Below are 14,306 nucleotides of genomic sequence, written 5' to 3'. Positions count from 1 at the left end.
CAGGGGACAAGCGGACTATTCCGCCGTTGCCCCCCTATGGGTGTCGATACGAGCATGATCCTTCATGGCTGACCTCCTTCCGAATACCGCCCCGGCTTCCCATGACGAGGAGCAGGGGGGGCATGGTCATGCGCGGCAAAAGGCCACGCTGAAACTGGTGGTCGGCGCGATCGGCATCGTGTTCGGCGACATCGGCACCAGCCCGCTCTACGCCTTCCGCGAAACCTTCGCCGGGCATCATACGCTCACGCTCGATCCTGATCATATATTGGGCGTCATCAGCCTGATGTTCTGGTCGATGATGCTGGTGGTGACGCTGAAATATGTCAGCATCATCATGCGTGCGGACAATAAGGGCGAGGGCGGCAGCCTGGCGTTGCTGGCGCTGATCAACGGCCAGACCAAGACGCAGCGCTGGTCGCGCGGCATCGTGTTGCTGGGCGTATTCGCCACCGCGCTCTTCTACGGCGACTCGATGATTACCCCGGCGGTGTCGGTGCTGTCGGCGGTGGAGGGGCTTGCCGTCTATAGTCCAGACCTGGCGCCCGTGATCCTGCCGGTGGCGGTGGTCATCCTGGTCGGTCTGTTCTGGATTCAGGGGCTGGGCACCAACAAGGTCGCAGCCTTTTTCGGCCCGATCATGCTGCTCTATTTCCTGACGATCGCGGCGCTGGGCGTTCTCTCGATCATCAAGACGCCAGGCATCCTCTATGCCTTCAATCCTTATTGGGCGGTGATGTTCTTCGTCACCGATCCGATGCCGGCCTTTCTGGCGCTGGGGTCGGTCGTGCTGGCGGTGACGGGGGCCGAGGCGCTCTACGCCGATATGGGTCATTTCGGCCGCAATCCGATCCGCGTGTCCTGGCTTGCCTTCGTGCTGCCCGCGTTGATGCTGAACTATATGGGGCAGGGCGCATTGCTATTCCGCGAGGGCGCCGCGGCGCTGCACAGCCCCTTCTACAATCTGGCGCCGCAATGGGGGCAATTGCCGCTGATCGTGTTGGCGACGCTGGCCGCCATCATCGCGTCGCAGGCGGTGATTTCCGGCGCCTTTTCCGTGACGCAACAGGCGATCCAACTGGGGTTCATGCCCCGCCTGCGGATCGAACATACCAGCGCGTCGACCGCGGGCCAGATTTACATCCCCCTCATCAACTGGGGGTTGATGATGATGGTGATCCTGCTGGTGCTGACGTTCCAGACATCGTCCAACCTGACCGCCGCCTATGGCATCGCGGTGACGGGCGCGATGTTCATCGACAATGTGCTGCTGACGGTGGTGCTTTATCGTCTGTGGCACTGGAAATGGTATTATGCCGCGCCGCTGCTCACCATTTTCTATCTGGTGGATGGCGCCTATCTGGCGGCCAACCTGACCAAGGTGCCGGATGGCGGCTGGTTCCCGCTGTTGATCGGCTTCATCGTCTTCACCTTGCTGACCACCTGGTCGCGTGGCCGCCGCCTGGTGCAGGATCGGTTGCGCGAAGCGGCGATGCCGATCCCGGTCTTCGTCGCCTCCGCCGCCAACAGCGCGGTGCGGGTGCCCGGTACGGCGGTGTTCATGACATCGACGCCCGATGGCGTGCCCCATGCGCTGCTCCATAACCTCAAGCACAATAAGGTGCTGCATGAGCGGGTCATATTGCTGACCGTCAAGATCAGGGACGTGCCGGTGGTTGAGGATGACGGCCGGTGCAAGCTGGAGGATCTGGGCCGGGGTTTCTTCCGCATGGTGTTGCAATATGGCTTCATGCAGGAACCCGACGTTCCCGCCGCGCTGAAAAATGTCACCGGTTGCGGACAGGCGTTCAAGATGATGGACACCAGCTTCTTCCTCGCCCGCCAGACGCTGTTGCCATCGGCCAAGCCGGGGATGCCGCTGTGGCGGGAGAAGATTTTCGCCTGGATGTTGCGCAATGCGGAAAGCGCGATGGAGTTTTTTCGCTTGCCCACCAACCGCGTCGTCGAACTGGGTAGCCAGGTCGAGATATAGGAATAACCCGGTGACGGTTGCGATCTTTCCTTTGATCCGCGCGACATTTCCTGGTCATCCTGATCCAAGGATAACATTCGGTTGGGCTGCTTTATCGATGTGGTGACAGGAAAGGGCGCGGCCTTGCGGTCGCGCCCTTCGTTTCGCGTCGATGCCGGGATCAGGCGGCGTCGCGGTCCTTGGCGTTGATGTCCACCAACTGACCGCCATTGACGGCGATCTTCTTGGGCTTCATCGCTTCGGGCACTTCGCGGACCAGTTCGACGATCAACAGGCCGTCGGCCAGGTCGGCCTTTTCGACGCGCACGAAATCGGCGAGTTCGAAGCGGCGCTCAAAGCTGCGGTTGGCGATGCCGACATGCAGGAATTTGGAGCGGTCCGCCGACGAGGCGTCGTCCTTGCGACCGATCACCTGGAGCAGATTCTGCTGAGCGGTGATGTCGATTTCGTCCGGGCGGAAACCGGCGACGGCCAGGGTGACGCGATAGCGATCCTCCGACAGGCGTTCGATGTTGAAGGGCGGGTAATTATCGCCCTGGGCAAGCCGGGCGTTGTTTTCGATCAGGTCGAACAGACGATCGAAGCCGACGGTGGAGCGGCGATAGGGGGTCAGGTCAAAAGCACGCATTTCATAATCTCCCAAAGAGCAAAATGAACGAACCGAACCCTGATATAGGCGTCCGGTGGTAGAACGCCCGGCCCCATGGAGGCGACCGGACAGGTTGGATATGGTCGTCCTGAATGCGGTTTCAAGATGGATGCGGCGCGGGATTTATCGCGTCACCATGACGTTCAGGATGAGAAATTTCACGTTGGCGAATAGGGGCGAAGCAGCGGGCTGGCTTTCAACGGATCAATGATCGGAGCGGGCAGCGTCGCGCTTTCGGGTCCGCTGGCAGTCAGGGCGGTAGTTCCTAATAAGCGATGCCCACCATGCCTTCTCGCGTAAATCCGTTTCCATAATCGAAGAAAATCTCCAGATTTCCGCCAGAAGGAGGCAGAGACAGTTTGAAGGTACACCCTGCTATGTCCGATAAATCCGTACCCTTGGGCAGATAAATATGAGGATCCTGGCCCGACGCGCGCAGGTCCACGCCACCATCCGGGCGCGCCACCATGGCCAACTCGCCATTGGTTTGCAGTTTGGCGAGTTCCAGTGCCGCGACCGTTCCATCCTGCCGGCGTAACATCATGCTGTGCAGGACGAGATTTGAAGGCTTTGACGCAGGGTCGATCCGCACATTGCGCAATTTTTCTTTAGGAAATGCGATGTCAAAGTTGCGAGCTTGTAGTCCGGGCGTGCGAACCTCAACCGGGATTGTCATCGGGGTGTCAGAAAAATTGGGAATATTTGTGATCAAGTCCGGCGCATTTATTCGCGAATTTGCGATTTTGTCCGGTGAACGAAACTGGTCCCCAGCCGCCAGAACGAGAATTTCGCATAGGTTGACGATCGTTCTTACTATAGGCGTATTGTTTACGCGGCTTGCATCCTCCAAAAACAACATCAGTCGATCGATATCGACCATTTCCTCCAGCCCGCTGAAATCGTGGGATCGGATATAATCGCGGATATGGCTGCCGCCGCGTTTGGCCAGAGTGATGTGCCATGATGGGGCAGACGGATGCTTGGGTGTCGGCAGCCGCAGCTCGGTTCCTGGCAATTTCACCCTCGCTGATCGAGCTTGGAAATGGTCAGGCCATTTCTTGTTCAGATAGGGTAGTTCAAGCAGGTCCGGCCGCAGGGTTAGCATGGCTTCAAAAATGAATTTACGCTCGCGCCGGTCGACCAGGCTTTGCTTCAAACCTGTACGCGAAGCGAATTTGGACGCTAAAGGCGCAATTCGACACAGAGAGCCGACATTCGCCGCCATGGCCCCGCCCCACCATGGCAAGCGGAAATCGAAATAAAACAGTTCAGGAATGTCATTCAGCTCGGCGCCTTCATCCAGCACCGTTTCGAGCCAATTGTCACAAAAAGCCTCATCTGCGGCAATGGCAGACGGCTGCAAAATTCCCATAGGGTCAAAATCTTGCTGAGGCTCTTTCATAAACGCACGAGCAACATCGCGGGACACGACATCGATCAATGCGTTGGAGGGGCGAACCCGTTTGAAATAGGAATCGAAATAGCCCACCAGATCGAGGCGGACCTGGGTCGCCGTTGCTGCTCCGCCGTCCCATGCGCCCGGCGCCCCTTCGAAGCGAAAAGCGTGGCGGCGCAAATCGTCCCAAATTTTGTCTAAGGGCCGTTCCGAGACTGAGGTGGGGGGTGTGTGAATATTCTTCACGTGGGGAACCCCCGCCTTTTGCGCCACCATTTCGGCGGCCGCAATATCAGGATTGTCGGCGAAGCCATATGTGAAGGTTTCAATACGATCGGCAACGCTGCTTTCCAGTGCCGCCGCCAGAACCAGACGTGAATCTTCACCGCCAGTCAGCGATATCCGGATCGGCTGATCTTGTAAGCCTGGCATTCTGGATAATGTGTCGAAATTATTGACGAGTTCGGAAACCGAACGAATATAGTCGGCCCGTGACGGTTCGCCCCGTGCGGTGAATATAGGCTCCCCGGACCGCCGCGTTTCGAAACCCTTTCCAGGTGTGAATACGCCTGCAAATCCCGGCCGCAACAATCGCACGCCTTTTAGGAAGGAGCGGTCCGTGAACTTGTTGCCCTTACCCAGAAGGTCTGCAATCTGTGAAAAATCAATTTCCAGTTTCGCCGTCGGCGTGAGCAAGGGATTGAGAAACATCTGTCGGTTCGACGCCGCAAAATAATTATCATCTTCAGTAAAATATATGGGTCGTAGACCAGTGAAGTCAGATAAAATACTCAATGTTCCAGTGTTGAAATCATAGCTGGCTGCGCATAGTTCGCCGTCGATATGATCGTTTACCGTAAAGGCCCTGTGTTGCCGGAAGAGATCATATATGTAATCGACACTCTTCTGGTTGTGGTTTTTGAGAGCGCAGTACCCGTCAAATGCCGCGAGATTACCATCCCTAACGACGCTTTTTTCACCTAGCCCCAGGAAATCGTGACTTTCCGTCGATACGAAAAAGGCATTGTCGGATAGGGACAATATTTTTTTTCTGGCCGGCACGTAAGGAACCAGATGATCGACACCCATTTTCAACCGATCAAGAAGCCTGTTGCGGGCATCGACATTTTTCGCATGGACAATAAGGAAATGATGCATTTGAACCCCAATTTCAGGTGGCTTACTTGATTCTGTGGGTGGTATCCTGCGATATTTGCTGTGCTCCGACAATCGGGGTGGGCGAGCAAAATACGACACTCTTCTGAGTTTATGCCGGGTTCAACGACATTTTTCCGAATTGCCGATCGGCGACGCCCTATTCAGGCCAAGGGACAAGTTGCCTGGACGGTAACCCGCCATAACAATTACGGCCCGTTCGAATAAGCAAGTTGTGATGGCGATAAGGCGCAATAAAAAACACCCGGATCGTGTTTTCACGATCCGGGTGTTTAATGGACGATTGCTCGTCTCCCCCTTGGCCTGCCTCAACCGCTTCTCAGCCCCCTAAGCTCGAAACGGGATGCAGTATCCCTGAACCACGGCCATTCACCTGTGCTTCGACTGTCTTGCTATGACCGCCGGGGGCCTGAGTCACGGCCAAAATCCGGGCCGTGCTATTTTCCGTTCGTCGCTGTGGCCACGATGCAACAATCGGGCAATGCTTGCCGTTGTCAGGCTCCATGCCTAGAGCGTCAGGCAGACCATCCTGCAAGGGGCCGTTCGCGCCACATGATTCTTTCCCGTTACGAACGCATGATCGCCAAGCGCTACCTGCTGCCAGGCAAGGGGGAGGGGTTCATCTTCCTGGTCGCCGGCATCAGCCTGGCCGCCGTCATGCTGGGTGTCGCCGCGCTCATCATCGTCATGAGCGTCATGAACGGCTTCCGCGCCGAACTGTTCGACAAGATCGTCGGCCTGAACGGCCATGCCGTCGTGCAGGGCTATGGCGGGCGCCTGCCCGACTGGCAGTCCGTGCTGAAACAGGCGAAGGCGACCCCCGGCGTCACCAGCGCCACGCCGATGATCGAACAGCCGCTGCTCGCGACGTTCAACGGCCGGGTGGAGGCGGTGCTGGTGCGGGGCATGACCGTACCCGACATTCGCGCCAACAAGACGCTCAAGGGCAAGGTTCTGGCCGGTAGCCTGGACAATCTGGTCGCCAATGGCGGCAAGATCGGCATCGGATCGCGGCTGGCCGAAAATCTGGGCATCCAGCTGGGCGACAGCCTGACCATCATCAATCCGGCGGGGCGATCGACGCCGTTCGGCACGGTGCCGCGGCAGGTCGGCTATCAGGTGTCGGCGATCTTCGAAGTCGGCATCTATGATTATGACAAGGCGATGGTGGTCATGCCGGTGGAGGACGCCCAGACGCTGCTGCTGCTGGGCGACGTCGTCAGCATGATTGAGGTCGAAACGATCGATCCCGACAAGGTGGGCCAGATATTGGAGCCGCTGGCGGGCAAGGTCGCCGGCCGCGCGGCCATCACCGATTGGCGGCAGATGAACGCATCGCTGTTCGAGGCGCTGGCGGTGGAGCGGGTGGCGATGTTCGTCGTGCTGTCGATCATCGTGCTGGTGGCGGTGTTCAACATCCTCTCCTCGCTCATCATGCTGGTGCGCGCCAAAACCCGCGACATCGCGATTTTGCGGACGATGGGGGCGAGCCGGGTGGGGCTGGTCAAGATTTTCATGACCGTGGGCGTCACCATCGGCACGCTGGGCATGGTGGCTGGCATGATATTGGGCTTCACTTTCCTCTTCTTCCGCCAAAGCCTGGTCAATGCGATCCAGTTCGTGACGGGGCAGAATCTGTGGGACCCCTCGATCCGATTCCTGACCGAACTGCCATCGCAGCCCGATCCGGTGGAGATTGCGGTGATTTGCATCATGGCGCTGGTGTTCAGTTTCCTCGCCACGCTCTATCCGGCCTTCAAGGCCGCCAATACCGATCCTGTCCAGGTGCTGCGTTATGAATGATATACTGAAGGTCACGGGCCTTGCGCGCAGCTTCACCCAGGGCGGCGTCACCATCGACGTGTTGCGGGGCATTGACCTGACCGTAGGGCCGGGCGAGATCGTCGCGCTGCTAGGGCCGTCCGGTTCGGGCAAATCGACGCTGTTGCAGGCGGTGGGGCTGCTGGAGGGCGGGTTCGACGGATCAATCCGCATCGACGGCGAAGAAGCGGCGAAGCTGGACAATGACGGCCGCACCCGATTGCGCCGCGATGCGCTGGGCTTCGTCTATCAGTTCCATCATCTGTTGCCCGATTTCAACGCGACCGAGAATGTCATCCTGCCGCAGGTGATCCGCGACGTCGAGATGCCGGCGGCGAAGGCGCGGGCGGAATCGCTGCTGACGGCGCTGGGGCTGGGCCATCGTCTCGACCATCGGCCGAGCCAGCTGTCCGGGGGCGAACAGCAGCGCGTCGCTGTCGCGCGCGCGCTGGCCAACCGCCCGGCGCTGGTGCTGGCGGATGAGCCGACCGGCAATCTGGACGAGCGGACGGCGGACGTCGTGCTGTCGGAATTTCTGCGGCTGGTGCGGGGCGAAGGGTCCGCCGCGCTCGTGGCGACGCATAATGAGCGGCTGGCGCAGAAGATGGACCGGGTGGTGCGGCTGCATGAAGGCGTGTTGCAAGGCGCCTAGGCCGCCACTGAAGCCCCGTCTCGGACGGTCGCGACCAGGATGCGGTCCCGACCTTCCGTCTTAGCGCGCAGCAGCGCGGCGTCTGCGGTCTGAAGCAGCCGGTCGGGCCGTCCATGATCGGGGAAGGCGGACAGGCCGAAAGAGGCCGTGATCGGTCCCAGTTCCTTGCCATTATGGCCCAGGCGCAAATCCTGGATGCGGCGTTGAATCTGCATCGCGCGGCCCAGCGCCTGATCCAGGGTGAAGCCTGGCATCAAAATGACGAACTCCTCGCCGCCCAGACGGAAGGCGTGGCCATGTTCGCGCAGCGAGTCGCCCAGCACATTGCCCACGGCGCGCAGCACGGCGTCGCCCGCATCATGGCCATAGCTGTCGTTGAATCGCTTGAAATGGTCGATATCGACCATCAGGCAGGCCAGCGGCGCGCCGTGGCGATCGGCGTCCTGCACCAACGTCTGGAGCATGGCGTCGAACTGGCGCCGGTTGGGCAGGCCGGTCAGCGCATCGGCCATCGCCATGTCCCGCAGCGCGTCGCGCAGGCGCAGATTGGCGAGCGCCAAGCCGATATTTTCGGCCAGCATATCCAGATATTGACCGGTGCGTTCCAGATGATCGGCGCTGCTGTCCGTCGGTTCTTCATAATACAGCATCCCGATACTTTCGCCCTGCGCGGCGAGCGGGATGCAGATGCTGCTGAGGCTTTCCATCACGCCGAGATGCTCGCCCAAATGCTCACACGGTATGTCCACCATCTCGCCGATCGGCCGGTGGGTCTGACCGCGCCGCAGCGCCCAGCAGGCCGAGGGCGGAAATTCGCCGCGCGAATAAGCCGGGGCCAGCCAATCGCAGGCTTGGGTCATGGCGTTGCGGCGATTGTCGTGGATATAGAGCCGGCCCGGAAAATCGGGCGCGATCTCCGGGGCGAAGCGGCGCACGACATCGACCAGGTCGCTGACATTGTCGCAGCCCTGGAGCCGTTGCGTCAGGCGCGAGATCAGGTCGCGCATCATACGGTCGGCGTCGCGCTCCTTCTCCAGCCGTTGCCGCTCCAGCCCGTTTTCGCGGAAGATGCGGACGGCCTGAGCCATGTCGCCGATTTCATCGACATGCGCGGATTCGGGCGGAATGGCGTCATAATCCTGGGCGGCGAGGCGGGTGACGACGTCGCTCAGCCGCACCACCGGCCGCAGGATGCGCCGTTTCAGCACGAAATAAAGAACGCACAGAAACAGCAGCGCCGTCATGCCCAGCATGATTTCGGACATGGTCCGCCATTGCCGGGCCGTGTCGGTCGCGCGCACCACCGCATGATCGGTGCGCTGGTCGAGCATATATTGGAACTTGCCGACCTGGGCCGCGACCCGATCCAGTTCCCGGCCATATTCGTCGCCGAACAGGATGGTGCGGGCGGTCCTGTCGTCGTTGGCCTCAGCGGCGCGGATCGCGGCGTCCTGCTCCTCGGTCAGGGCGTCGGCCCAGTGCATCGCCTGGCGCAGGGCGGTCAATTCGGCGTCGTCCGCGCCGACGTCGCGCAGATGGGTAATGCGCTGCTCGACGGAACGCAGCGCCTCCTTTTCCCGGCGATAGGCGATCAGATGGCTGGGATCGCCGGTAATCACGAAGCCGCGGGCCTGTTCGGTCAAACGATAGACATCCTCCTCCAGCGTGGCGGTCGCGCGATCGAAGGTCGCGCGCTGCGCCACCGCGGCGCGCTCGCGCTCCTCCGCGCTCGACGCCATCAACATGGTGACGCCGGAAAAAAGAGTGAGAGCGACGGTGGCCCCATAGGCCCAATTGGTGATCGTGGAGAGACGCATGATGCGGCGAAGGTAGCGGCAACAGGTTGGCAATCTGTTAAGGATGACGCGCAGGCGCTTTACCCACAGATTTCCTTTTCGAAGGACTGGGACGAATCAGGGATCGTCCCTAGATTGGCCGACATGCCTCATGCTCCCTTCGCACCGCTGCGCGTCTTTTCCTCCTATACCATGCTGGAAGGGGCGATCGATCCCAAGAAGATCGCCAAGCAGGCCAAGGCTTTGGGCTTTCCGGCGGCGGCGATCACCGATCGCAACGGGCTTTACGGATCGATGGCCTTTTCCGACGGATGCAAGGATGAAGGCGTGCAGCCGATCATCGGCGCGATGCTGGGCGTATTGCGGCCGGGGCGGCCGGCCAATGCGCCGATGCATGACTGGCTGGCGCTCTATGCGCAGGACGCCGCGGGATATGACAATATCTGCGCGCTGGTATCGATGGCGCATCTGGATCGACCGGTTGAAGAAGTGCCGCATGTGACGGTCGAGGCGCTGGCCGGGCGGACCGATGGCCTCATCGCCCTGACGGCGGGTGGAGAGGGCGCTTTGGCGCGGCTGTTCGCGGAGGACCAGCCCGACGCGGCGGTCGCCTATGTCGAGCGGCTGGAGGCGCTGTTTCCCGGTCGGCTTTACGTCGAGATATGTCGTCGTCTCGACCCGGTGGAGGGCAAGGCGGAGCCACATCTGATCGACCTGGCCCATGAACGCGGGCTGCCGCTGGTGGCGACCAATCCCACCTGTTTCACCGAACCGCATTTCCATGAAGCGCATGACGTCATGCTGTGCATCGCCGACAGCGCCTATGTCGACATGCCCGATCGCCGCACCAGTTCGCCTGACGCCTGGATGAAGCCGGCGGGCGAGATGAAGCGCCTGTTCGAGGATCTGCCCGAAGCGCTGGCCAATACGCTGGTGGTCGCGCAACGCTGCGCCGTGGCCGCGCCCAAGCGCAAGCCGATCCTGCCCAGCCTGGCCGGCGATATCGAGGGCGAAGCAAGGATGCTGCGCGACCTGGCGAGCGCCGGACTGGACGCGCGTCTGGCGAAGTTGGGCATCATCGCGGACGAGGCGCGCCAGCCCTATATCGAGCGTCTCAAGTTCGAGACGGACATCATCATCCAGATGGGTTTTCCGGGCTATTTCCTGATCGTCGCCGACTTCATCAAATGGGCGAAGGATCATGACATTCCGGTGGGTCCGGGCCGTGGGTCCGGCGCGGGATCGGTCGTCGCCTGGGCGCTGCTGATCACCGATCTCGATCCGCTGCAGCTCGGCCTGCTGTTCGAACGCTTCCTGAACCCGGAACGCGTGTCGATGCCCGACTTCGACATCGATTTCTGCGAAACCCGGCGCGGCGAGGTGATCCGCTACGTCCAGCAGAAATATGGCGCGGACCATGTGGCGCAGATCATCACCTTCGGTAAGCTCAAGGCGCGCGCGGTGCTCAAGGACACCGGGCGTGTGCTCCAGATGAGCTATGGCCAGGTCGATCGGCTCGCCAAGCTGGTGCCGAACCACCCGACCGATCCGTGGACGCTGGAGCGGTCGCTGAACGGGGTCGCCGAGTTTCGGGCGGAATATGACAATGACAAGCAGGTCCGCCGCCTGATCGATTATGCGATGAAGCTGGAGGGCTTTCCGCGCCACAGTTCCACCCATGCGGCCGGCGTGGTGATCGGCGACCGGCCGTTGCAGCAACTGGTGCCGCTCTATCGCGATCCGCGATCGGACATGCCGGTGACGCAGTTCGACATGAAATATGTCGAGGGCGCGGGGCTGGTGAAGTTCGACTTTCTGGGTCTGAAAACCCTGTCGGTGTTGCAGAAGGCGGTGCAGTTGCTGGCGGCGCGGGGCGTGACCGTAGATCTGGACACGCTCGCCTGGGACGATGGTGCGGTCTACGACCTGCTCCAGCGAGGCGACACAGTCGGTGTGTTCCAGCTTGAATCGGAAGGGATGCGCAAGACGCTGGCGGCGGTGCGGCCGACCAATTTCGGCGATATCATCGCTCTCGTCTCGCTCTATCGCCCCGGCCCGATGGACAATATCCCGATGTTCGGCCGCCGCAAGAACGGGCAGGAAGAGATTGAATATCCGCACATATTGCTGAAGCCGATCCTCGAAGAAACATACGGCATCTTCGTCTATCAGGAACAGGTAATGCAGGCCGCGCAAATCCTGGCCGGCTATTCGCTCGGCGACGCCGACCTGCTGCGCCGCGCGATGGGCAAGAAGGTGAAGGCCGAAATGGACGCGCAGCGCTCGCGCTTCGTCGAAGGCTGCGCCGCGAGCGACATCAAGCCGGCCAAGGCGAACGAACTGTTCGACTTGATCGACAAGTTCGCCGGCTATGGCTTCAACAAGTCGCACGCCGCCGCCTATGCGCTGCTCGCCTATCAGACGGCGTGGTTGAAGGCGCATTATCCGGCGGAATTCTATGCCGGGTCGATGGCGTTCGATATCCATCTGACCGAAAAACTGACGGTTTTCGTGGACGATATGCGGCGCATGGGGCTGACCTGTCTTGCGCCCGATCTCAACCGCAGCCAGGCCGACTTCACCGTCGAGGCCGTGCCCTGTGAAGGCGAGGACAAGCGGTTGGGCTTTGCCGTGCGTTACGCGCTGGGCGGGTTGAAGGGCGTGGGCGAGAAGGCGATGGAGCAACTGGTCGCCGAGCGCGAGGCGGCGGGGCCGTTCCAGACGCTGGACGACTTTGCCGACCGGATCGAGCCGCGATTGCTGAACCGGCGGCAGTTGGAAAGCCTGGCGGCGGCGGGGGCGTTCGATGGCGTCCATGCCGATCGGGCGGGCGTTCATGCCGCAGCGGAAACCATCTTGTCGGTGGCGTCGAGCAATGCAGCGGCGCGCGAAAGCGGGCAGGGCGGCCTGTTCGGCGATGTCGAGACGCCGCATGCCGACGTCCGCATTCCGCCGCATCAGGCCTGGACCGTGGCGGATCGCATGGCGCAGGAAAAGGAGGCGTTCGGTTTCTATTTCTCGGCGCATCCGGTCGATCGCTACAAGCATCTGGCCGAAGCGCGGGGCGCGCGCAGCTATGGCGCGGTGTGCCAGGCGCCGATGCCTGCGCCCAACGCCGAAGGGCGGGCGATGACGATCATGGCGGCGATGGTCGAGGATGTGCGCTGGCGCGAAACCAAGCGCGGGGCGCGCTACGCCAACGCGACCTTCTCCGACCAGAGCGGCCAGTTTCAGGCGAGTTGTTTCGATGAGGGCGCGTGCAAGGCGATCGAGGAACTGGCGGCCGATGGCGACTGCGCGCTGCTGGTCGTGGAACTGGATCGGTTGCCGGGCGAGGAGACGCCGCGCGTGACGGTGCGGGGGGTCGAGCCGTTCCGGGCGATCGCCAGCGCGTCGCGCATGGAATTGACAGTCGATGTGGAGACCCCGCAGGCGGTCGAGGCGCTGGCGGCTTTGCTGGCGGGTGCGAGTGGAGGGCGGAGCGAGGTGTTCCTGCGCGCGCCGGTGGGAGAGGGGCAGGCGGCGCGGCTGTTCCTGGGCGACACCTATAGTCTGGGCGCGGATCAGGTGGATGCGATTTCCACGATCAAGGGGCTGTCGATCCACCGGTTTGAGCGGATGGATGTGAAGGCGGACGGCTACAAGACGCGCACGCGGCGAACGGCGATGCGGTTGGTGGTGTGATTGGGGGGACGCTGTCGTTTGCCGAGCGGAAGCCTACACGGCCTCGCCCTTCCACCCAGCCCTAAAATAACCGCATCTGCGCGCCTTCGGGTGGGCGGAAAAGGTCGGTGCGGAGCGTCAGGCGTTCCGCGCCGAGGCCTGCGCGCTTGCGGGCTTTGCTGAAGCGGGTGCGGATGAGGTCGGCCCAGACGCCCTGTCCGCGCATCCGGGTGCCGAAATCGGGGTCGTTGTCGCGGCCGCCGCGCATGTCGCGGATGATCGCCATCATCTTGGCCGCGCGATCGGGATAATGGGCGTCGAGCCAGGCACGGAACAGAGGAGCGACTTCGTGCGGCAGGCGGACCGGGATGAAGGTCACCTCCCGCGCGCCCGCCTCTGCGACGCGGGCGACCAGCGCTTCGATCTCATGATCGGTGATGGCCGGGATGACCGGCGAGATGCTGGCGGTCACGGGGATGCCGGCGGCCGATAGCTGGCGGATCGCCTCGATCCGGCGTAGCGGATGCGGCGCGCGGGGTTCCAGGGTGCGGGCAATGGCGGGGTCGAGGCTGGTGACGGATAGCATCACGGCCACAAGCCGGTCGTGCGCCAGATCGGCAAGCAGGTCGATGTCGCGCAGGATGCGGTCGGACTTAGTGGTGATGAACGTCGGGTGGCGGGTTTCGACCAGCAATTCCAAGATGTCCCGCGTGATGCGCCAATCCTTTTCGATCGGCTGATAGGGGTCGGTATTGGTGCCCATGGCGATGGGTGCGACGACATAGTTACGCTTCGACAGTTCGGCGCGCAGCAGTTTTGCGGCGTCGGGCTTGGCGAATAATCTGGTTTCGAAATCCAGGCCGGGGGACAAGTCGTGATAGGCATGGGACGGGCGCGCGAAGCAATAGATGCAGCCATGTTCGCATCCGCGATAGGCGTTGATCGATTGGGAAAAGCCGATGTCGGGGCTGGCGTTGCGGGTCAGGATGGTGCGGGGATGTTCGACCGTGACCTCGGTGCGGCGGCGGGGGACGGGACCGTCCAGATGCTCGACCGCATCGAGCCAATCGCCGTCGGCCTCCCGTTGGGGGAGGTTGAAGCGGTGGCTGTCGCCGTTCAGCGTTGCGCCCCTGCCTTTCTCGATCGCCATGGGGCATGAG

General features: G+C 61.7%; 8 protein-coding genes. 4 read left to right on the top strand and 4 right to left on the bottom strand.

Annotated elements, in window-relative coordinates:
* Positions 1-64: 64 nt before the first annotated feature.
* Positions 65-1,993, top strand: a complete 1,929-nt coding sequence (locus tag sphantq_RS00505; RefSeq protein ID WP_066601522.1) for a potassium transporter Kup — start codon at positions 65-67, stop codon at positions 1,991-1,993.
* 160 nt (positions 1,994-2,153) lie between these two features.
* Here the strand turns inward: sphantq_RS00505 and sphantq_RS00500 are convergent, their stop codons facing one another.
* Positions 2,154-2,621 (bottom strand): Hsp20 family protein, encoded by a 468-nt coding sequence (locus sphantq_RS00500; RefSeq protein WP_272799304.1) that lies wholly within the window; start codon positions 2,619-2,621, stop codon positions 2,154-2,156.
* A 286-nt stretch (positions 2,622-2,907) separates the two neighbouring features.
* Positions 2,908-5,196, bottom strand: a complete 2,289-nt coding sequence (locus tag sphantq_RS00495; RefSeq protein ID WP_272799303.1) for an asparagine synthase-related protein — start codon at positions 5,194-5,196, stop codon at positions 2,908-2,910.
* A 570-nt stretch (positions 5,197-5,766) separates the two neighbouring features.
* Here sphantq_RS00495 and sphantq_RS00490 point away from each other — a divergent pair.
* Both sphantq_RS00490 and sphantq_RS00485 read left to right on the top strand, forming a co-directional pair.
* Complete coding sequence (locus tag sphantq_RS00490; RefSeq protein WP_129926421.1) at positions 5,767-7,017, top strand: lipoprotein-releasing ABC transporter permease subunit; 1,251 nt, start codon at positions 5,767-5,769, stop codon at positions 7,015-7,017.
* Entirely contained in the window at positions 7,010-7,687 is a 678-nt protein-coding gene (locus sphantq_RS00485; RefSeq protein ID WP_066601534.1) for an ABC transporter ATP-binding protein, read from the top strand. Before sphantq_RS00490 ends, sphantq_RS00485 begins: the two co-directional genes overlap by 8 nt.
* Here the strand turns inward: sphantq_RS00485 and sphantq_RS00480 are convergent.
* The gene (locus sphantq_RS00480; RefSeq protein ID WP_129926420.1) at positions 7,684-9,504 is read right to left on the bottom strand and encodes a diguanylate cyclase; all 1,821 of its coding nucleotides are present in this window, start codon (positions 9,502-9,504) and stop codon (positions 7,684-7,686) included. The genes sphantq_RS00485 and sphantq_RS00480 overlap by 4 nt on opposite strands.
* A gap of 123 nt (positions 9,505-9,627) precedes the next feature.
* Here sphantq_RS00480 and dnaE point away from each other — a divergent pair, with 123 nt between their 5' ends.
* Positions 9,628-13,167, top strand: coding sequence for a DNA polymerase III subunit alpha (gene dnaE, locus sphantq_RS00475; RefSeq protein WP_272800267.1), 3,540 nt, complete (start codon positions 9,628-9,630; stop codon positions 13,165-13,167).
* A gap of 61 nt (positions 13,168-13,228) precedes the next feature.
* Here the strand turns inward: dnaE and sphantq_RS00470 are convergent, their stop codons facing one another.
* Complete coding sequence (locus sphantq_RS00470) at positions 13,229-14,296, bottom strand: PA0069 family radical SAM protein (RefSeq protein WP_272799302.1); 1,068 nt, start codon at positions 14,294-14,296, stop codon at positions 13,229-13,231.
* Positions 14,297-14,306: the final 10 nt, after the last annotated feature.

Origin of the sequence: Sphingobium sp. AntQ-1 (assembly GCF_028538045.1) — a bacterium.
Classification (GTDB): Bacteria; Pseudomonadota; Alphaproteobacteria; order Sphingomonadales; family Sphingomonadaceae; genus Sphingobium; species Sphingobium cupriresistens.
The sequence above is the reverse complement of the archived record's forward strand: the minus strand, read 5'-3'. Positions and strand labels throughout refer to the sequence as shown.

What these genes read in the sequence shown, in the direction of transcription:
- sphantq_RS00505 (WP_066601522.1), top strand. Translation starts at nt 65, where the DNA reads ATGGCTGACCTCCTTCCGAATACCGCCCCGGCTTCCCATGACGAGGAG.
- sphantq_RS00500 (WP_272799304.1), bottom strand. Translation starts at nt 2,621, where the DNA reads ATGCGTGCTTTTGACCTGACCCCCTATCGCCGCTCCACCGTCGGCTTC.
- sphantq_RS00495 (WP_272799303.1), bottom strand. Translation starts at nt 5,196, where the DNA reads ATGCATCATTTCCTTATTGTCCATGCGAAAAATGTCGATGCCCGCAAC.
- sphantq_RS00490 (WP_129926421.1), top strand. Translation starts at nt 5,767, where the DNA reads ATGATTCTTTCCCGTTACGAACGCATGATCGCCAAGCGCTACCTGCTG.
- sphantq_RS00485 (WP_066601534.1), top strand. Translation starts at nt 7,010, where the DNA reads ATGAATGATATACTGAAGGTCACGGGCCTTGCGCGCAGCTTCACCCAG.
- sphantq_RS00480 (WP_129926420.1), bottom strand. Translation starts at nt 9,504, where the DNA reads ATGCGTCTCTCCACGATCACCAATTGGGCCTATGGGGCCACCGTCGCT.
- dnaE (WP_272800267.1), top strand. Translation starts at nt 9,628, where the DNA reads ATGCCTCATGCTCCCTTCGCACCGCTGCGCGTCTTTTCCTCCTATACC.
- sphantq_RS00470 (WP_272799302.1), bottom strand. Translation starts at nt 14,296, where the DNA reads ATGGCGATCGAGAAAGGCAGGGGCGCAACGCTGAACGGCGACAGCCAC.